The sequence below is a fragment of the Amycolatopsis sp. WAC 01416 genome (genome assembly GCF_003947485.1).
In the GTDB taxonomy this organism is placed as follows: Bacteria; Actinomycetota; Actinomycetes; order Mycobacteriales; family Pseudonocardiaceae; genus Amycolatopsis.
The window spans coordinates 56261-73836 of record NZ_QHHX01000013.1 but is presented as its reverse complement, the minus strand read 5'-3'; the positions used below and the strand labels follow the sequence as shown (position 1 = coordinate 73836).

The window sequence follows — 17576 nt, the reverse complement described above, 5'->3', positions numbered from 1 at the left end:
GCACAGGAAAGGGTGCGGTGAGGTCATGGCGCGTTTGGGAAGCCTTCTCGGGAAGAGCCGGTCGGTGCGGCCGAGCCTGCTTCCGTTGCTGGACTTGAGGTCCGCGGCGTTGACGTTGCGGTCCGGGCACGGGCTGGCCCCGACGGGGTCGGGCAGTGTCTGCTTCGTCGCGGAAGGCCGTCCGGGGCCGGGGACGGACGCGGAGATCGTCGCCGGTCTCGCCGGGGACACCGTCCGCCGCAACGTGGTCATCCACGACGCGCACGGACGGACGATCGTGCGCTGCTGGCGGGAGAACGGCGATCTCGGCTGGCTGCTCGACGACCTCGCCGACGTCAACGAGAGCCTGGCCCAGGCCGGGTTCGCGTCCTGGTTGCTGCATACGACGGTCGACTTCGCCGAGTTGCGGGACATGCGGCATCCGAGGCTGACCATGGTCTACCGCCGCGAGCGCGGCACCTTCTACCCGTACGCCCCGCGTGGGACCCGCGGCCGGGACAGGGCGACGGAACTGAAGATCCGCTCGTCGCTGACCCGGATCGTGCCGATGGAGCCGGACATCGGCCGGTGGCACCCGGTGTGACGGGTGCCGGTCAGCCGGGCGCGCCGCCGAGCCAGCCGCGCAGTCGTTGGACGCGCCGGTCCCGTGGGTTCCACCGGGACCGCTTGACGAAGGCCGCGCCGTCGAAATGCCGGATGGCGGTCAGGACCTCGTCGAGCAGAGAGGCGTGCGTCTCGGTTTTCGCCACGACTCTCGGCGCCCGCTCGCACTCGGCGGCGATCGATGCCCGGCGGGCGATGGCGTGCGTGCCGGGACGGCGGCGGGTTTCGCAGATCCTCGTGGTCACGTCCCGGTCCCCTCTCCATCGCCCCCGATCCGGTGGGCGTCACCTTTGACGATGAGGCACCGGGTGCCGTTCCGGTCACCGCCGAAGGTCGTGCCATCGAAGGCACAAAGACCTCTCTCGGTCGCCGGGCGGGTACGGCGGGTCACGGGTCGGCTTCGAAACGCCGAGTGGGCCGGAGACGGTGGGAGAATGCCCCGCCGGCGTCTCGCCTCCATTTCCGGGAATCGGCGAGATCACGATCGACGGAGAAGGTGTATGCCGAACCCGACGTTCCCGCAGCCCGAGTCCCCGGCCGCGACCCCGATCCGGGTGCTGCTCGTCGAGGACCACAAGATGGTGGCCGAAGCGCTGGGCGCGGCCTTCGAGGAATTTCCGGAGATCCACCTGGTGGCGTCGGTGGAGTCACTGGCGGGCGGGATGATCGCGGCGGAGAAGCACCTGCCCGACATCGTCCTGCTCGATCGGCGGCTGCCGGACGGCGACGGGATCGAAGCGATCGCCCGATTCCGCGCGATCTCGCCGTCGAGCAGGGTGCTCGTGCTGACCGGTGACGCGAACAGTGCCATCGTCGCCAGGATCCTGGAGGTCGGCGGGGCCGGGCTGTTGCTGAAATCCGGTCTCCTCGACGAATTGGTCGCGGCGATCCGGACCGTCGCGGCGGGCGACATGGTCATCGACCCGGAACTGCTCGGCGGCGCCTTGGCCATGCTGGCCGGGAGTTCCGGCAGGCTCGGGCCGTTGCTGACCCTGCGGGAGCGACAGGTGCTCTGCCTGATCGCGGAAGGCGCGGGAACCGATCGGATCGCCGAGGAGCTGCGGCTGGCCCGGAATACCGTGCGGAATCACGTGCAGCGGATCCTGGTGAAGACCGGCACCCATTCGAAACTCGAAGCGGTGGCCCATGCCCGCAAGAATGGCCTCCTCGAACGGCCGTAGCGGGGAGAGGTATCCGGGTGTCAAGCTGCACTATGGCCATGCTGCCATCGAAACGGACACCTGATCACCGCGGCGCTGTGCTGTTCGAGTTGTTCATGCACAGCGTCATCGACTACGCCATTTACCTGCTGGATGTCGACGGTCGCGTGATCAGCTGGAATCCGGGGGCGGAGCGGATCAAGGGGTATTCGGAGGACGAGATCCTCGGCCGCCATTTCTCCGTTTTCTACCCTGAGGACGACGTCGTCGCCGGTAAACCCACCTCGGAGCTGCTGATCGCCACTGAGCTGGGGAGTCACGAGGACGAAGGCTGGCGCGTCCGCCGCGGTGGTGAACGGTTCTGGGCCAACACCGTGATCACCGCGTTGCGGGATGAAGAGGGCCGCCTCGTCGGTTTCGGCAAAGTGACCCGCGATCTCACCGAACAACGGAAATCGCAGGAGGAGAAAGCCGAGCGGCGACAAGCGTTCGCGCATTTGGTTCGGGCGCAAGAAACCGAACGCCGTCGTATCGCGTGGGATGTTCACGACGATTCCATCCAGTCGATGATCGCGGTGAGCATGCGGTTGCAGATGCTCGCCGCGCAACGGCGGGATTCCGCATTGATGCAACTCGACGAAGCGATCCAAGGGGCGATCCGGCGGTTGCGGATCCTCGTCGCCCAATTGCGCCCGCCCGCGCTCAACGACGACGACCTGGTCGCATCCGTCCGCGACTATCTCGACGAGGTCGTCGCCGGCTGGGGGCTCGACCGCACGCTGCGGCACGATCTGCAGGTCCAGCCGCCGCCCGACCTCGTCGTCACGGTCTTCCGGATCCTTCAGGAGGCGTTGGTGAACGTGCGGAAACACGCGAACGCCACCTCCGTCGTGGTTTCGCTGACGGGACAGGACGGCGGTCTGCTGGCCAAGGTCGTCGACAACGGCGAGGGGATGAAGCCGGACTTCGAGAGTGCCCATGAGGTCTTGTCGGGCGAGCACATCGGAATGGCGTCGATGCGTGAACGTGCGGAAGCGGCGGAAGGATGGTTCCGGATTTCCAGCAGGCCCGGCGAAGGGACGTCGGTGGTCTTCTGGATTCCGCTGGGCCCTGCCGGGCCCGTGCGGGAATGACGGTCGCCCCTGGATCCGCGGGGAGTCGGAACGAAGGAGGCATCTCGATGTCGGAACCGGTGGCCAAGCGCGGGCCGAGAGACGCGGCGCGGGTGGGCGGGGCAATCGACGACGAGGGTCTGCAGCGGTTGCTGGAGGGGCTGAAAGCCGTTCGCGACGGTGATTTCAGCACCAGGCTGCCGCAGGTGGACGACGTCCTGATGAACGAGATGGCGGTCGTCTTCAACGGGATGGTCGACCAGCTGGCGCTGTTCACCTCCGAGGTCACCCGGGTCGCCCGCGAGGTGGGGACCGACGGGAAGCTCGGCGGGCAGGCGGCGGTGCCCTCGGTCTCGGGGACCTGGAAGGACCTCACCGATTCGGTGAACGCGATGGCAGGCAACCTCACCGGTCAGGTCCGCGACATCGCCGAGGTCGCGACCGCGGTGGCGAAAGGTGATCTGTCCCAGAAGATCACCGTCGACGTCAAGGGCGAGATGCTCGAGCTGAAGAACACGATCAACACGATGGTGGATCAGTTGTCGTCGTTCGCCGATGAGGTCACGCGGGTCGCGCGCGAGGTCGGCAGCGAGGGACGGCTTGGCGGGCAGGCGGAAGTCCCCGGTGTGGCGGGGACGTGGCGGGATCTGACGACGTCGGTGAACTTCATGGCGGGCAACCTGACCGATCAGGTGCGCTCGATCGCCGAGGTCACCACGGCGGTGGCGAAGGGTGATTTGTCGCAGAAGATCACGGTGGACGCGCGGGGCGAGATCCTGGAGTTGAAGAACACGATCAACACGATGGTGGATCAGTTGTCGTCGTTCGCCGATGAGGTCACGCGGGTGGCCCGCGAGGTCGGTACCGAAGGCGCGCTCGGCGGGCAGGCCCAGGTGCCCGGCGTGGCCGGGACGTGGCGGGATCTGACGACGTCGGTCAACTTCATGGCGGGCAACCTCACCGCGCAGGTGCGCTCCATCGCCCAGGTGGCCACAGCGGTGGCGAAGGGTGACTTGTCGCAGAAGATCACGGTGGACGCGCGGGGCGAGATCCTGGAGCTGAAGAACACGATCAACACGATGGTGGATCAGCTGTCGTCGTTCGCCGATGAAGTCACGCGCGTGGCCCGCGAGGTGGGCACGGAAGGACGGCTGGGTGGTCAGGCGGACGTCAAGGGTGTGTCGGGGACGTGGAAGGGCCTGACCGAGTCGGTCAACGTCATGGCGGACAACCTGACCGATCAGGTGCGCTCCATCGCCGAGGTCACCACCGCGGTCGCGAAGGGCGACCTGTCGCAGAAGATCCGTGTCGACGCGCGCGGCGAGATCCTGGAACTCAAGGACACCATCAACACGATGGTCGGCCAGTTGTCGTCGTTCGCCGACGAGGTCACCCGGGTCGCCCGCGAGGTGGGCACCGAGGGACGGCTGGGTGGTCAGGCGGACGTCAAGGGTGTGTCGGGGACGTGGAAGGGCCTGACCGAGTCGGTCAACGTCATGGCGGACAACCTGACCGATCAGGTGCGCTCCATCGCCCAGGTCGCGACCGCTGTCGCCAGGGGCGACCTGTCCCAGAAGATCACCGTCGAGGCCAAGGGCGAGGTCGCCGCGCTCGCGCAGACGATCAACACGATGGTCGACACACTGTCCGCCTTCGCGGACGAGGTCACCCGCGTGGCGCGGGAGGTCGGCACCGAGGGCATCCTCGGCGGGCAGGCCAGGGTGCCGAACGTCGCCGGTACGTGGAAGGACCTCACCGACAACGTCAACTCGATGGCGAACAACCTCACCGGACAGGTCCGCAACATCGCCCAGGTGACCACCGCGGTCGCGCGGGGCGACCTCTCCCGCAAGATCGACGTCGACGCGCGCGGCGAGATCCTGGAGCTCAAGACCACCATCAACACGATGGTCGACCAGCTTTCCGCGTTCGCCGCGGAGGTCACGCGGGTCGCCCGCGAAGTCGGCAGTGAAGGACGGCTCGGTGGCCAGGCGGAGGTCGAAGGTGTTTCGGGCACCTGGAAGCGGCTGACGGAGAATGTCAACGAGCTGGCCGGGAACCTGACCCGCCAGGTCCGGGCGATCGCCGAGGTCACCAGCGCGGTGGCCACCGGCGACCTCACCCGGTCCATCTCCGTCGAGGCGCAAGGCGAGGTCGCGGAGCTGAAGGACAACATCAACGCGATGGTCCAGTCGTTGCGCGAGACCACGCGGGCCAACGAGGAGCAGGACTGGCTCAACACCAACCTCGCCCGGATCTCGGGCCTGATGCAGGGCCACCGGGATCTGCGGGTGGTGGCCACGTTGATCATGAACGAGCTGACCCCGTTGGTCGGCGCGCAGCACGGGACGTTGTTCCTCACCGAGACCGGCGAGAACGGCACCCGGCTGCGGCTGATCACCAGCTACGGGCACAGCGAGGACCCGGACACGCCGTCGGGTTTCGCGATGGGGCAGTCGCTGATCGGGCAGGCCGCGCAGACCAAGAAACCGATCGTGGTCGACCGGACACCGCCGGGTTTCGTGAAGATCTCGTCGAGTCTCGGCTCCGCCCCGCCGGTCACCCTGATCGTGCTGCCGATCGTCTTCGAGGACCAGGTGCTCGGCGTCATCGAACTCGCGTCGTTCGGCGAGTTCACCGCCGTCCGCAAGGATTTCCTCGAACAGCTGATGGAGACCATCGGCGTCAACGTCAACACGATCATCGCCAACGCGCGGACCGATTCCCTGCTGGAGGAATCCCAGCGGCTCGCACAGGAACTGCAGGCCCGCTCGGAGGAACTCCAGGCGCAGCAGGCGAAACTCCAGGTGTCGAACGCGGAACTGGAGGAGAAGGCCGAACTGCTCGCCAGGCAGAACCGCGACATCGAGGTGAAGAACTTCGAGATCGAGCAGGCACGCCAGGAGATCGAGGAACGCGCGCAGCAGCTCGCGCTGGCGTCGAAGTACAAGTCGGAGTTCCTGGCCAACATGTCGCACGAACTCCGGACGCCGTTGACCAGCCTCCTGATCCTCGCCGGGGTCCTGTCGCAGAACTCGACCCAGAACCTGACACCGAAACAGGTCGAGTTCGCCAAGGTCATCCAGTCCGCGGGCACCGATCTGCTGCAGTTGATCAACGACATCCTCGACCTGTCGAAGGTCGAGGCGGGAAAGATGGACATCCACCACGAGCCGTTCCCGCTGCGCCAGCTGCTCGACTACGTCGGCACGACGTTCCGTCCGCTGACGGCGGAGAAGGGGCTCGACTTCCAGGTCACCGTGGAACCGAACGTGCCGGAGCTGCTGTTCACCGACGAGCAGCGACTGCGGCAGGTGCTGCGGAACCTGCTGTCGAACGCGGTCAAGTTCACCGAAGACGGCCGCGTCGAACTGCGGGTCAAACTGGTCGACACGATCGTTTCGCCGTCAGGCCCGCTCCCGCACGAATCGCTGGTGGCCTTCAGCGTCATCGACACCGGGATCGGGATCGCCGAGGAAAACCTCGAATCGATCTTCGGTGCCTTCCAGCAGGCCGACGGCACCACCAGCCGCAAGTACGGCGGCACCGGGCTCGGCCTGTCGATCAGCCGTGAGGTCGCCTACCTGCTCGGCGGCGAGATCCGGGCGGACAGCGCGCTGGGAACGGGCAGCACGTTCACCCTCTACCTGCCGGTGGCGAGGTTCGCCATGGCCCCCGGTTCCGAAGACTTCACAGGGGCCACAGTGGACACCGATGGCGCGGAACAACGCGTACTGGTGGTGGAGACCGAGCAGAACAGCCTGCTGACCCTGCTCGCCCGCGGCGTCGCGGCCGACGTCGCGGACAGCCACGGTTCGGTCCAGGTGAAGGCGGTGTCCGATCCGGCGGAAGCGTTCGAGGAGCTGAAGCGCGACAGCTACCGCTGCGTCGTGCTCGACACCAGCATCCCCGGGACGAGCGCGTTGACGTTCCTCAAACGGCTCGCCGATGGCCCGGATCCGGTCGAAGTCCCCGTGCTGGCGTACGCGACCCGCAAGCTCAGTGCCGCGCAGGAACGGTTGCTGCACGGGCACGCGCGGGTGCATCCGGTCGAGCTGCTGCCGTCGCTGGACATGCTGCGGGAGCGCATCATGCTGCACATCTCGGCGAGTGAGCTCGAAGGCATCCTGCCGTTGATGCACCAGCCCGAGGTGAGCCCGGAGGAGACGGCTCAGACCACCGAACCGCCCGCCGGACCACCTCGGCTACGGGGGCGCAAGGTCCTGCTCGTCGACGACGACGCCCGCAACGTGTTCGCGATCTCCGGGATGCTCGAACTGCACGGTCTCTCGGTGGTCCACGCGCCCAACGGCCGCAAGGGCATCGAGGAACTGCTGGCCGACGACGGCATCGACCTGATCCTGATGGACGTGATGATGCCGGAGATGGACGGCCACGCGACGACGGCCGCGATCCGCGAGATGCCGAGGTTCGCCGGCCTGCCGATCATCACGGTGACCGCGAAGGCGATGGAAGGGGACCGCGAGAAGAGTCTCGCCGCCGGGGCGAGCGACTACGTCACCAAACCCGTGAACGCGGAGGAACTGCTGACCTGTATGGAACGCTGGCTCGCGGACTGAGCTGCGCTCAAGCCGTGTCGGCGCTGTTCGCGCAGAGGCGGCGGATGGCCGCGACGATCTCGGTGTTGGGGCTGCCCTTCACGAGGTACTCGGTGACGCCCGCGGAGGCCATCTGGGCGATGGACCGGGTGTCGCTGTGCGCGGAGAACGCCATCAGCCGGGTGCGGGGCACCCTCCGCCGGATCTCCCGCGCCATCCACGCGCCGCCGCCACCGGGGATCCGGACGTCCAGCACGGCGACCTCCGGGGTCAGCAGTTCCGCGAGCGCGACCGCTTCACCGGCGTCCAGCGCGATGCCGACCACCTCGATGTCCGGTTCGGATTCCAGGAGCGCGCGCAACGCGTCGCCGATCACCGGGTTGTCGTCCGCGACGAGCACCCGAAGTCTGGGGGGCGGCGTTCGGTTCATCACGCGGTCCGTGCCCGCGCGGTCTGCGGCGCCGGTGGTGGTCGCGGGCCCCCCGCCGAACTTGGCGTGACTCAGCAAGAGACTCGGCGATCGCCTTCGCTCAGCTGGTCGACGAGTGTCCTGGCGACGTCGTGGATCTTCATGTTGTTGTTACGGCAGAACGAGCGAAGCATTTCGAACGCCGCATCGATGTCGATCTGGTAACGCTCGGCGAGGATTCCCTTCGCCTGTTCGATGGGAAGCCGGTGATCCAGCGCGTACTGGAGTTGCTCGGCGCGGGCCCGGTAGAAGCGGATGCGGTCGCGCATGGCCACGACGTCGTCGGTCGGGTCGGGAGAGCCGGCCGACGTGGCCGTCGAAAGCATGGTCTCGGACATGAAGTGATCGTCGCAGCGGCGTGACCGCCCCGGGAAGAACAGAACGTCCTGACTCGAATGATGCAAATGAACCTGGTCCGGACGGCGGCGGCCACCCGAACGGGCGCCGAACAAGTCCCTTTGGCCTGTCGCAGTGACCGGCCGTGCGCCGTACGCTCTCATCCGAGGAGGAAAACCGTGGAGGTCGGAATGCTCCGGGTGTTTCTGGTCGACGATCACGAGGTGGTCCGCCGAGGCGTCGCGGACATGCTCGAGGAGGACACGGGCCTGTGCGTTGTCGGCCAGGCCGCCACGTTTTCCCAGGCGTTGGCGAGGATCCCGGCGTTGCGACCGGATGTCGCGGTACTCGACGTGCGGCTGCCGGACGGCAACGGCGTCGAACTCGCGCGGGAACTGCGCTCCAAGATGCCCGAACTGAAATGCCTGATGCTCACCTCCTACACCGACGAGCAGGCGATGCTGGACGCGATCATGGCGGGCGCGAGCGGTTACGTCATCAAGGATATCCGGGGGATGGATCTGGTGGCGGCGGTCAAGGAGGTCGGCCTCGGCCGGTCGTTGCTGGACACGCGGGCCGCCGCGACGCTGATGGCGAAGTTCCGCGACGACGCCGCCAAGAAGGGCCCGCTCGCCGGGCTTTCCGATCAGGAGCGCACGCTGCTGGAACTGATCGGCGAGGGACTGACCAACCGGCAGATCGCCGAGCGGATGTTCCTCGCGGAAAAGACCGTGAAGAACTACGTGTCGCGGTTGCTGACGAAACTGGGGATGCAGCGGCGCACCCAGGCGGCCGTGCTGGCCACCGAACTGCGGCGGCAGTGACGGCGCGCCTCAAGCGGAGATGAGCGTGTCGAGTACGACATCCTCCAGCGGGCGGCGCGGCGTCCACGGCAACGGTGAGCCGTAGCCGACGCGCAGCAGCACCTGGGGCCACACGCCACAGCCGAGAAGGCGCCGGAGTTCGGCACGGGCCTCGCGGACCATGGTCGGCGGGGAGATGAACGACGCGTCGAGTCCGGCGCCGGTCGCGGTGAGCAGAACCCGTTGCAGTGCTTGACCGGCCTGGAGCCGGTCGATCCGTTCGTCGGTCAGCGACCCGATCATCACCACGAGCGGAGCAGGCCGCATGCCGCCATTCGCTTCGCCGAATTCGTCGAGGATCCAGCTTTCGTCGGCGGGAGCGCCTTCGGTCGCGTAGGACGGCACTCCGTCGCGAGTGCCCGCGGCCAGTCCGGTCCAGCGGCCGAGTTCGGCGAGGAAGGCGGGGTCGGCGAGCTGTGCCCGGCGGGCGCGTTCGGTGAGGTCACGCAGGCGACGGCACTGTTCGGCGTCGAGGCGCGACATCCACGCGTGCTCGAGTTCGGTGGCGTGCCGGAGTACGGCGAGCGTGGATTCCGGGGTGGCACGGGACAGGAACGGTCGCCGGTTGGTCCGGCGGCGCGGGATCGCTTGGGCGAGCCGCGAGACCTTCAGATCCGGCGTGCGTTCGGCGAGCGGGCGGACGACGGCCAGCAGATCGGGATCGGTGCGGCTCGGCACGAGGGTCGTCGCCGGGTGGAAACCCGAGGCGTGGATCGCCGTCCTGAGGGTGAACAGGGCGGCGCCGCAGGAGAGGACGAGTTCACGGCCGTCCGGATCCGTGACCGGGAGGATCCGGCGCGGATCGGCGTGGAGTTCGATCCCGGTGCCGGTGCAGCGGAAGAGCCACGGCTGGGTGTTGTGCGTCGACGGCGCCAGAGTGGCCGACCGGAGCACGGAATTCACCTGTTCGGAGTTCAAGCGCCCGACCCCGGTGACTTGTATGGTCATGGTTTCTCCCGCCGCCGTGCCACGGGTAATACGGTTGTCTCGATGAGACGGTCCCCGTCCGCGGTGCGGGGCCGAAAGAGGAGAAAGTCACCACGGCCGCGACTCGTCCCGATCTTCGGAGGCGCAGCAGGATGTCGGCTCATGACCGGCTGGGCGGAAGCGACGACCGGGTCACTGGCGCGCTTTCCCAGCTGCGGGTCCGTGAAGTGCTGGGGGACCTTCAAGAGCGCATCGAACGGCTCATCGGCACGCGCGACAAGATGGACGGCCTGCTCGAAGCGGTGCTCGCGGTCGCTTCGGGGCTGGAGCTGGACACGACGCTGCGCCGGATCGTGCGGGCGGCGATCGATCTCGGTGAAGCCACCTATGGCGCGCTCGGGGTGATCGCGGACGACGGTTCGCTCTCCGAATTCGTCTATCTCGGTATCGACGGTCGGACGGAGCAACAGATCGGGCATCTCCCGAAAGGGCACGGGCTGCTGGGTTTCGTCATCGATGAGGCGAAACCGGTGCGGCTGGCCGACATTTCGCGGCATCCCGCTTCGGTCGGGTTCCCGCCGCGCCATCCGCCGATGCGGTCGTTCCTCGGCGTGCCGATCCGGGTGCGCGACGAGGTGTTCGGGAATCTGTACCTCACCGAAAAACGCGGGGAGGGGTTCACCGACGACGACGAGGTGGTCGTCCAGGCGCTCGCCGCGGCGGCGGGCATCGCGATCGAGAACGCCCACCTCTACGAGCGGGCGCGGATCCGCCAGCAATGGCAGGCCGCCACCAGCGAGGTGACCACGGAACTGCTCGGCGGCACCGACCCCGTCGACGCGCTCAACCTGATCGCCGGGCGGGCACTGGAACTGACCGGTTCCGACCTGACTCTGCTGGCACTACCCGGTTCCGGCGGGCTCGACGTCGGCAAGGACGAGGCCGACGAACTCACCATCGCGGTGTGCGCGGGCGCGCGGGCCGCGGAACTGACCGGGGCGCGGATCAGCGTCGCCGACTCGGTGCCGGGGGCGGTCTACCGCGACCGGACCCCGCGCAGCGTCCCGGAACTGGCACTCGGTCCCGAGGGCGAGTTCGGCCTCGGCCCGACGCTCGTGGTGCCGCTCCGGGCGCGAGAACGCACGTCCGGAGTGCTGATGGCGGTGCGGAATCCGGGCGCGGTCCCGTTCGAGCTCGCCCAATTGCCGGTGGTGGCCTCGTTCGCCGACCAGGCCGCGCTCGCGCTCCAGCTGGCGGCGCGGCAGCGCACGGCGAGGGAACTCGACGTGCTCGCCGACCGGGACCGGATCGCCAGGGAACTGCACGACCACGTGATCCAGCGGCTGTTCGCGGTCGGTCTCGCCATGCAGAGCACGCACCGCCGGGCGGACACCCCGGAACTGCGGCGGCGGATCGGTGAGAGCATCGACCAGATGCACGAGATCGTGCACGAGATCCGTACGGCGATCTTCGACCTCCACGGCGGCGAGGCGGGGCAGCAGGGAGTGCGGCTGCGGCACCGCCTCTACGACTCGATCGCCGAACTCACCGACGAAACCCCGATCCACCCGACGGTCAGCCTGTCCGGGCCGCTCGACTCGATTCCCCTCCCGTTCGCCGAACACGTCGAGGCGGTGGTGCGGGAGACGGTCGGCAACGTCGTCCGGCACGCGCGGGCGAGCGGAGTTTCGGTGAGCGTCACCGTGAAGGACGACGTCCTGCGGATCGTGGTCACCGACGACGGCACCGGGACCGCCGGTGAGCCAGGTGGACTGCGCGACCGTGCGGAGAAGGCGGGCGGGGCGTTCCAGGCGGAGACCCGCGACGAGGGCGGCACCAGGGTCGAGTGGTCCGCCCCCTTGCGCTGACCCGAGTCAGTTCGACGACTGCGCGGTGAGGATCCCGTCGACTTCGATCGAGCGGGCGACGTCGGAGGCGACGGTCTCGAGCAGTTCCGCGGTGAGGTCCGAAAGTGCCCGCGTCACCGCGAGATAGGCGCCGATCCGGGAGGCCGAACTGTTTCTCAGCCCGGCCTCCGCGAGTCCGACACCGACGAACTCGCCACCGTCTTCGAGCCGGAGCAACGCCTCCGCGCGCACTCGATACGGCTCGTGCTGCAGGGACACGTCGATCGTCCAGTTGTCCGTCATCGTCGGCTCCGTTCCGGTCATCGAGGCTCTCACCACCGCCGTTCGTGGCACAGGGCCCCAAGTCCTCGCTCTCCGGGAATCGGGGGCGAAAGTCCTCGGAATTCGTGACCGGCGGCCGCTGCGGTCGCCGGGTACCCCGGCCGAAGGTGGACCAATCCCCAGTTTCCCTCGGAGACCACCATGACGATCCCGTTACCCACACCCGTCGATCAGGCGGTGGCGGCCGCCGTCCGCGCGCCGTCCCCGCTCAACACCCAGCCGTGGCGGTTCGTCGTCGACCAGGACCGGATCGAGGTGCGGCTCGACCGCTCCAGGGTGCTCCGGATCGCCGACCCGGACGCCCGTGAGGCACGGCTTTCGTGCGGCGCGGCGATGTTCAACCTGATCGTTTCGTTGCGGTCCAACGGCAAGACCCTCTCGGTCCGGGTCGTACCGGAACCGGGGGAGCCGGATCTGCTCGCCGAACTCGTGATCGGCGACGACCGGTTTTCCTCACCGGAGGAGCGAAAACTCGCCGAAGCCGTCTTCCGTCGTCACACGAACCGCCGTCCGTTCCTGGACCGGCCGGTTCCCGTCTGGGCACGGACGACGTTGCGCGCGTCCGCGCTGGTGGAAGGCGGGCTGCTGGAACTGTTCGGCCGGGGCGACCGGGCGAACGCGGTCGCGCGCGTGCTGCACCGGGCCGAGGCCGCGCAGGCGCGCAACGGCGTGTTCCAGGCGGAGGTCGCGCTGTGGACCCGGCGGGCGGCCAACGCCCCGGACGGTGTCCCGGCACCGGCCGGACCACCGTCGCCGCACGGCATTCCCGCGCAGGAGTCGTTCTTCGCCGCCGAACCCGAAGGCGGCGAGCCGGTGCTCGGCGCGGTCCTTACCGCGGGCGGCGGCCCCGCCGCGGACCTGCGGGCCGGAATGGTGCTGCAGCGGGTGCTGCTGACCGCGACGGCGGCCGGCCTCGCGACGTCGTTCGTCGGCAGGCCGTTCGAAACCCCGGAGACCCGGGTCGCGATGGACCGGGTCTTCGCCGACCTCGGCCGTCCTCACACGGTACTGCGCTTCGGATACGGCCGCCCGGTGCCGATGACGGGACGCCGTGAGGTCGGCGAAGTGCTGCTCCGGCGGACGGAGGCGCCCCTCTGATCCAGGGTCATCTCGTCGACACCCACGTTTCCGATCACCGCCACCCGGCCGTCATCCGCAGCGGGTTCGGTCTCCGTATGAAGATCATGCGGAAATCCTTGGTGGCGCTGGCCATCGCGGGCCTTTCGGTGGCGGCGTCCGCGCCGGCGGTGGCGGACGCGGGTGGGCGCGATCGCGGTTCGATCGTCATCACCGAGCAGGCGTCCAAACGGATCCTGGTGGTGCCCGCCGACCGGACGTCCTGGCAGAACCGGAAGCCGAGCTGGGCGTGGGCACCGAACGCCGCCAACGGGCTGGCGGACCTCGCGGGCTCGTGGAGCAACCCGAGCGACGCGAAACTCGCCGAACGCAACGGCGAGAAGTACCTGCTGACGTCGGCGTCGGGTGGTTTCGCGGCGGTCGTGCCGTATCCGGCCGGCGACCGGGCGTACTGGGCGGCGAACGTCGGCGGGCCGGCCAACCCGCACAGCATCGAACTGCTGCCGGACGGGAACGTCGCGGTGGCGGCCAGCACCGGTGGCTGGGTGCGGGTCTACACCGCTTCCCAGGGGCAGCGCTCGACGACCTACGCCGAGTATCGGCTGGTGGGGGCACACGGCGTGGTCTGGGACGCCGGCCGGAACGTGTTGTGGGCCTTGGGCACCGACGCGCTCGTCGCGTTGAGCGTCGGCGGGCCCCCCGCGGCGCCGGTGCTCACCGAGCAGCGGTCCGTGCCGGTGCCGAGCAAGGGCGGGCACGACCTCCAGCCGATCCCGCATCGGCCGGATCTGCTGTGGGTGACCACGGAAGCGGGCGTGTACCAGTTCTCGAAGACGAGCGGCGGGTTCACCCAGCGCTACGCGGGCGCGCGCGAGATCGACCGGCCGCATGTGAAGAGTGTGTCGACGAACCCCCGGACCGGGCAGATCCTGACGGCCTCGGTGCAGGACGGCCACCTGTGCACGTGGTGCACGGACACCGTCCGGCTGGCCTTTCCACGCGCCGAGCTGGCGCTGCACGGCGCGTGGATCTACAAGGCCCGCTGGTGGATCGGTTGAGCTGAACTTCCGTGTCGGTACCGGCCGTTCGGGGGGCTGCCCGGCCGGTACCGACACACCAGAGAAGAGGGACCCTCGTCGCGAGAATGACGGCTGGCCGCGTCTTTCACCTGACCGAGTGAATCGTCCGGTTCAGCGCGCGGTGCTGACCCATTCGGGGTATCGGCCTCACCCGAGGAAGGTCAGTAGCTCGTCGGTGACAGCCCGCGGTTGCTCCTCCGCGACGAAGTGCCCGGAACCGGCGATCTTCCGCACCCGGACGTCGGCCGCCTTCGACGGCAGCACCGCGGCGAGGTAGTCGTAGTTGAACTCCGAGCCCAGCCCCAGCATCGGGGCGGCGATCTTCGTGTAGGCCTTCTGGTCCTCGATGTCCTGGCCGAACGTCTGGTACCAGCCGTTCCCCGCGCGGATCGCGTCCGGGCGGTCGTACGCGGCGGCGTAGATCGCCCGATCCCGAGCCGCGATCGAGGCCGGATCGGCCGCCAGATGGTCGAACATCCAGTCGACGAGGAAGCGGGACCGGCCGGCCAACAGCTGTTCGGGTAGCGCCGCGACCTGGTTGAAGGCGAACCACCAGACGTTCACCGGTTGCCCTGGCGGGGCCAGCATCGGGAGCTGGTACAGGCTTTCGTCGGGATGCGAGACGTCCATGAGCGTGACGGTCTTCGTCGCTTCGGGGTGGTTGGCGGCGAAGGCGAACGCGACCATGGCGCCGATGTCGTGTCCGGCGATATGCGCCTGCCGATGGCCCAGTGTGCGCAGGAGGCCGAAGATGTCGCGTGCCATCGTCTTCTTGTCGTACCCGCCTCGGGGCTTGCCCGAGCCGCCCATGCCCCGCAGGTCGACGGCGATCACGCGGTACCGCTTCGCCAGCTCCGGCATGATCGCGCGGTACTGCCACCACGTCTCCGGCCAGCCCGGCAGCAGGATCAGCGGCTCGCCCCGGCCACCGGCGACGTAGTGCAACCGGACCCCGTCGACCTGGGCGTATTCGCTGCGGAACCCGCCGGGGAGGGACCGGGCGAGTGCCGCGTCGCTCGGGGCGCCGGACTGGCCTGCCTCGGCGACGCCACCCGAGGCCACGAGCGCGGCCGCGGCCCCCGCGCCGAGGGTGAGCATGGACCGGCGGTTGAGGAAGGAACGGCTGTCTTCGGTCATGTCCCGATCGTGGCCGGACCGAGGCGCCGACCGTGAGCGGTGTTTTCGCCAACCGGGGTCGGTTTTGAGACAGCCCTGTCAGGACAGGACGGGTTCGGGCACGCCCAGCCTGGTCCCGAACGTCTCCCGGTAGGACACCGGCGTGACCCCGACCTGTCGCCGGAAATGCGGGCGAAGCGCGGCGGACGAGGAGAACCCGCAGTACCTGGCGATCTCGTCGACCGGGAGATCGGTGGACTCGAGCAACTGCTGCGCGCGGATGACGCGCTGGTGGGTGAGCCAAGTGCCGGGCGCGGCACCGGTGATCTCACGGAACCGGCGATCGTAGTTGCGCCTGCTCATATGCGCCCGCCTGGCGAGTTCGTCGACCGGGAGCGCCGTGTCCAGCCTGGTCAGCGCCCAGGCCATCGTCTCCGACACCGGGTCGCCCTCGTCGAGCTCCGGCATCGGCGACTCGATGTACTGAGCCTGCCCGCCAGGCCGGTGCGGCGGGACGACCATGCCCTTCGCCAGCCGGTTCGCCACCTCCGCGCCGCACCACGAGCGGATCAGGTGCAGGCCGAGGTCCATCCCCGCCGCGCCACCGCCCGCGGTCAGGATGTCGCCGTCGTCGATGTAGAGCACCGATTCGTCGAGGAGGACGGCCGGGAACCGGGCCGCGAGCAGCGGCGCCATCGCCCAGTGCGTGGTCGCGGGGCGCCCGTCGAGCAGCCCGGCCGCGGCCAGTACGAAGGCGCCGCTGCACAATCCGGCCACCCGGGCGCCCCGGTCGTGTGCCGCGCGGAGCGCCTCCAGCGCGGCTGCCGGCGGATCCTCCATCGGCGACCGCCAGTTCGGGACCAGCACCAGGTCCGCGTCCCGGACCGCGCCGAGGTCTTCGGGGACCGGCACGGTCAAGCCGCCGCCTCGCAGCGCGGTCTCCGGTTCGCCGCCGACGACCTTGAGTTCGAGGTCGGGCAGCTCCCCGAAGGCCGAAGCCATCTCGAACACGCCGAACGCGAACGACATCGCGCCGAGCGACGCCCCGTTGAAGACCACCACGGCCAGCCGTCTCATGGGCCGATCCTAGAGACTTTCGAGCTAGAGCCAACCCGTGTCTCAGACACGCACTCGCCATGCGCGTGTCGTCCATCCAGACACGTGAGCCGGCCGTCTGATCACACGTGCCGTCCACTCGATCACGCGAAACCGCCAGTTCGGTCCAGCTGGTCGTGAGTGGCCGGGGCTACCGCCGCCGTCCTGTGTCAGGGGAGTAGACCGGCTCGCCGTGCGTGCGTGACGGCTTGCAACCGCGAAGTCGCGTCGAGTTTGCGCATCGCGTCCCGTAGGTAGCTCTTGACGGTTTCCGCGGTCAGGCCCAGCCGCTGCGCGATCTCGCCGTTGGTCAGACCGAGCGCTACGAGTGCGACGGTGTCCAGCTCCCGCGGTGCCAGGCGCACCGCCGGGGGAGCGGCACCGGCGAGGTTGCCGCAGACCGCGTCGAGACGGTCGCGGAGAGTGCTGTCGGTGATCTGGCTGGAGAGTGCTCGGAGTTCGCCGTAGACCTCGCGCAGCCGTTCGCGAGGCGCAGCCTCCTCGTGGTGCTCGGCCAGCGGCTTCGCCTCGGCGAGCCGCCTCTCGATCTCGTCCTCGACGGCCAGGGTCTGTTCGAGGTCGCGCGCGGAGTGCAGGGCGGCGGTGATCGTCCGGTCGGAAAGGACGGCCTCGTCACGCAGGCCGCCGTAGAGCACGGCGCGGACGCGGCGGCGCACCACGACCGGGATCGCGACCACCGAGTGGATGCCCTCGTCGCGGACCGGCTCGTCGTAGTCGTGACTGATCGTGGTGGCGCTGTGATAGCCGTTGGCGACGACCGGCCGGGTCAGTGCGAGTGCCTTGCCGCCGAGCCCGCAGCCCGCGCGGACGGACAGGCCGTTCAGCGCGGTGCCGCGGTTGCCGAGGAACGCGGTCAGCCGCATCCGGGGTGAGGTGCCGGCGATCCCGGCGAAGCCGACGGGCAGGCCGGTGTCGCGGCGCAGGTCCGAGACCGCGCCGAGGAGCTGGGCATCGTCGACCGGCATCGGCT

16 protein-coding genes are annotated in these 17576 nt (G+C 68.9%); 8 read left to right on the top strand and 8 right to left on the bottom strand.

Going from position 1 to position 17576, the window contains the following annotated elements; translation table 11 throughout:
- The first annotated feature begins 25 nt into the window (after positions 1-25).
- The gene (locus DL990_RS36735) at positions 26-583 is read left to right on the top strand and encodes a hypothetical protein (protein ID WP_233598688.1); all 558 of its coding nucleotides are present in this window, start codon (positions 26-28) and stop codon (positions 581-583) included.
- 10 nt (positions 584-593) lie between these two features.
- On the opposite strand, the gene DL990_RS36730 is transcribed toward DL990_RS36735, so the two are convergent.
- Positions 594-848 carry a hypothetical protein gene (locus DL990_RS36730; RefSeq protein ID WP_125781840.1) on the bottom strand — a complete coding sequence of 85 codons (255 nt, stop codon included), beginning with the start codon at positions 846-848 and terminating at the stop codon, positions 594-596.
- A gap of 255 nt (positions 849-1103) precedes the next feature.
- Here DL990_RS36730 and DL990_RS36725 point away from each other — a divergent pair, with 255 nt between their 5' ends.
- From DL990_RS36725 to DL990_RS36715, 3 genes are read left to right on the top strand one after another with little or no spacing between them, the layout of a single operon-like run.
- Positions 1104-1784 carry a response regulator transcription factor gene (locus tag DL990_RS36725; RefSeq protein ID WP_125781838.1) on the top strand — a complete coding sequence of 227 codons (681 nt, stop codon included), beginning with the start codon at positions 1104-1106 and terminating at the stop codon, positions 1782-1784.
- A 32-nt stretch (positions 1785-1816) separates the two neighbouring features.
- Positions 1817-2896 (top strand): PAS domain S-box protein, encoded by a 1080-nt coding sequence (locus DL990_RS36720; RefSeq protein ID WP_370305729.1) that lies wholly within the window; start codon positions 1817-1819, stop codon positions 2894-2896.
- A gap of 47 nt (positions 2897-2943) precedes the next feature.
- On the top strand, positions 2944-7455 hold the full coding sequence (locus DL990_RS36715; RefSeq protein WP_125801451.1) for a HAMP domain-containing protein: 4512 nt from the start codon (positions 2944-2946) through the stop codon (positions 7453-7455).
- Between the two features lie 7 nt (positions 7456-7462).
- Here DL990_RS36715 and DL990_RS36710 read toward each other — a convergent pair whose 3' ends face one another.
- Positions 7463-7864 carry a response regulator transcription factor gene (locus tag DL990_RS36710; RefSeq protein ID WP_233598724.1) on the bottom strand — a complete coding sequence of 134 codons (402 nt, stop codon included), beginning with the start codon at positions 7862-7864 and terminating at the stop codon, positions 7463-7465.
- 71 nt (positions 7865-7935) lie between these two features.
- Positions 7936-8241: an ANTAR domain-containing protein gene (locus tag DL990_RS36705; RefSeq protein ID WP_125782706.1), complete on the bottom strand. Its 306-nt coding sequence runs from the start codon at positions 8239-8241 to the stop codon at positions 7936-7938.
- Positions 8242-8430: 189 nt separating this feature from the next.
- On the opposite strand from DL990_RS36705, the gene DL990_RS36700 reads away from it, so the two are divergent.
- Positions 8431-9063 (top strand): response regulator transcription factor, encoded by a 633-nt coding sequence (locus tag DL990_RS36700; protein WP_199746749.1) that lies wholly within the window; start codon positions 8431-8433, stop codon positions 9061-9063.
- A gap of 9 nt (positions 9064-9072) precedes the next feature.
- Here the strand turns inward: DL990_RS36700 and DL990_RS36695 are convergent, their stop codons facing one another.
- Complete coding sequence (locus DL990_RS36695) at positions 9073-10050, bottom strand: nitroreductase family protein (protein WP_125801450.1); 978 nt, start codon at positions 10048-10050, stop codon at positions 9073-9075.
- A 131-nt stretch (positions 10051-10181) separates the two neighbouring features.
- Here DL990_RS36695 and DL990_RS36690 point away from each other — a divergent pair, with 131 nt between their 5' ends.
- Positions 10182-11897 (top strand): GAF domain-containing sensor histidine kinase, encoded by a 1716-nt coding sequence (locus tag DL990_RS36690; RefSeq protein ID WP_125801449.1) that lies wholly within the window; start codon positions 10182-10184, stop codon positions 11895-11897.
- A 6-nt stretch (positions 11898-11903) separates the two neighbouring features.
- On the opposite strand, the gene DL990_RS36685 is transcribed toward DL990_RS36690, so the two are convergent.
- A complete protein-coding gene (locus tag DL990_RS36685) occupies positions 11904-12200 on the bottom strand; it encodes a dsRBD fold-containing protein (protein WP_125801448.1) in 297 nt (98 codons plus the stop codon).
- 159 nt (positions 12201-12359) lie between these two features.
- Here DL990_RS36685 and DL990_RS36680 point away from each other — a divergent pair, with 159 nt between their 5' ends.
- The gene (locus DL990_RS36680) at positions 12360-13316 is read left to right on the top strand and encodes a hypothetical protein (protein WP_125782716.1); all 957 of its coding nucleotides are present in this window, start codon (positions 12360-12362) and stop codon (positions 13314-13316) included.
- A gap of 77 nt (positions 13317-13393) precedes the next feature.
- Entirely contained in the window at positions 13394-14353 is a 960-nt protein-coding gene (locus tag DL990_RS36675) for a DUF6528 family protein (protein WP_125782718.1), read from the top strand.
- A 168-nt stretch (positions 14354-14521) separates the two neighbouring features.
- Here DL990_RS36675 and DL990_RS36670 read toward each other — a convergent pair whose 3' ends face one another.
- The 3 genes from DL990_RS36670 to DL990_RS36660 all read right to left on the bottom strand — a co-directional run bounded on the left by DL990_RS36670 (position 14522) and on the right by DL990_RS36660 (position 17571).
- Complete coding sequence (locus DL990_RS36670; RefSeq protein ID WP_125782720.1) at positions 14522-15511, bottom strand: alpha/beta fold hydrolase; 990 nt, start codon at positions 15509-15511, stop codon at positions 14522-14524.
- A gap of 78 nt (positions 15512-15589) precedes the next feature.
- Positions 15590-16567: a GlxA family transcriptional regulator gene (locus DL990_RS36665; protein WP_125801447.1), complete on the bottom strand. Its 978-nt coding sequence runs from the start codon at positions 16565-16567 to the stop codon at positions 15590-15592.
- Between the two features lie 188 nt (positions 16568-16755).
- Entirely contained in the window at positions 16756-17571 is an 816-nt protein-coding gene (locus DL990_RS36660; RefSeq protein ID WP_125801446.1) for a helix-turn-helix transcriptional regulator, read from the bottom strand.
- Between the last annotated feature and the right edge of the window lie 5 nt (positions 17572-17576).

Excerpts from the sequence above, each read along its gene's own strand:
- DL990_RS36690 (WP_125801449.1), top strand. The coding sequence starts at position 10,182 with ATGTCGGCTCATGACCGGCTGGGCGGAAGCGACGACCGGGTCACTGGC.
- DL990_RS36695 (WP_125801450.1), bottom strand. The coding sequence starts at position 10,050 with ATGACCATACAAGTCACCGGGGTCGGGCGCTTGAACTCCGAACAGGTG.
- DL990_RS36700 (WP_199746749.1), top strand. The coding sequence starts at position 8,431 with ATGCTCCGGGTGTTTCTGGTCGACGATCACGAGGTGGTCCGCCGAGGC.
- DL990_RS36735 (WP_233598688.1), top strand. The coding sequence starts at position 26 with ATGGCGCGTTTGGGAAGCCTTCTCGGGAAGAGCCGGTCGGTGCGGCCG.
- DL990_RS36710 (WP_233598724.1), bottom strand. The coding sequence starts at position 7,864 with ATGAACCGAACGCCGCCCCCCAGACTTCGGGTGCTCGTCGCGGACGAC.
- DL990_RS36680 (WP_125782716.1), top strand. The coding sequence starts at position 12,360 with ATGACGATCCCGTTACCCACACCCGTCGATCAGGCGGTGGCGGCCGCC.
- DL990_RS36660 (WP_125801446.1), bottom strand. The coding sequence starts at position 17,571 with ATGCCGGTCGACGATGCCCAGCTCCTCGGCGCGGTCTCGGACCTGCGC.
- DL990_RS36725 (WP_125781838.1), top strand. The coding sequence starts at position 1,104 with ATGCCGAACCCGACGTTCCCGCAGCCCGAGTCCCCGGCCGCGACCCCG.
- DL990_RS36705 (WP_125782706.1), bottom strand. The coding sequence starts at position 8,241 with ATGTCCGAGACCATGCTTTCGACGGCCACGTCGGCCGGCTCTCCCGAC.
- DL990_RS36665 (WP_125801447.1), bottom strand. The coding sequence starts at position 16,567 with ATGAGACGGCTGGCCGTGGTGGTCTTCAACGGGGCGTCGCTCGGCGCG.
- DL990_RS36720 (WP_370305729.1), top strand. The coding sequence starts at position 1,817 with ATGGCCATGCTGCCATCGAAACGGACACCTGATCACCGCGGCGCTGTG.
- DL990_RS36715 (WP_125801451.1), top strand. The coding sequence starts at position 2,944 with ATGTCGGAACCGGTGGCCAAGCGCGGGCCGAGAGACGCGGCGCGGGTG.
- DL990_RS36675 (WP_125782718.1), top strand. The coding sequence starts at position 13,394 with ATGAAGATCATGCGGAAATCCTTGGTGGCGCTGGCCATCGCGGGCCTT.
- DL990_RS36685 (WP_125801448.1), bottom strand. The coding sequence starts at position 12,200 with ATGACCGGAACGGAGCCGACGATGACGGACAACTGGACGATCGACGTG.
- DL990_RS36670 (WP_125782720.1), bottom strand. The coding sequence starts at position 15,511 with ATGACCGAAGACAGCCGTTCCTTCCTCAACCGCCGGTCCATGCTCACC.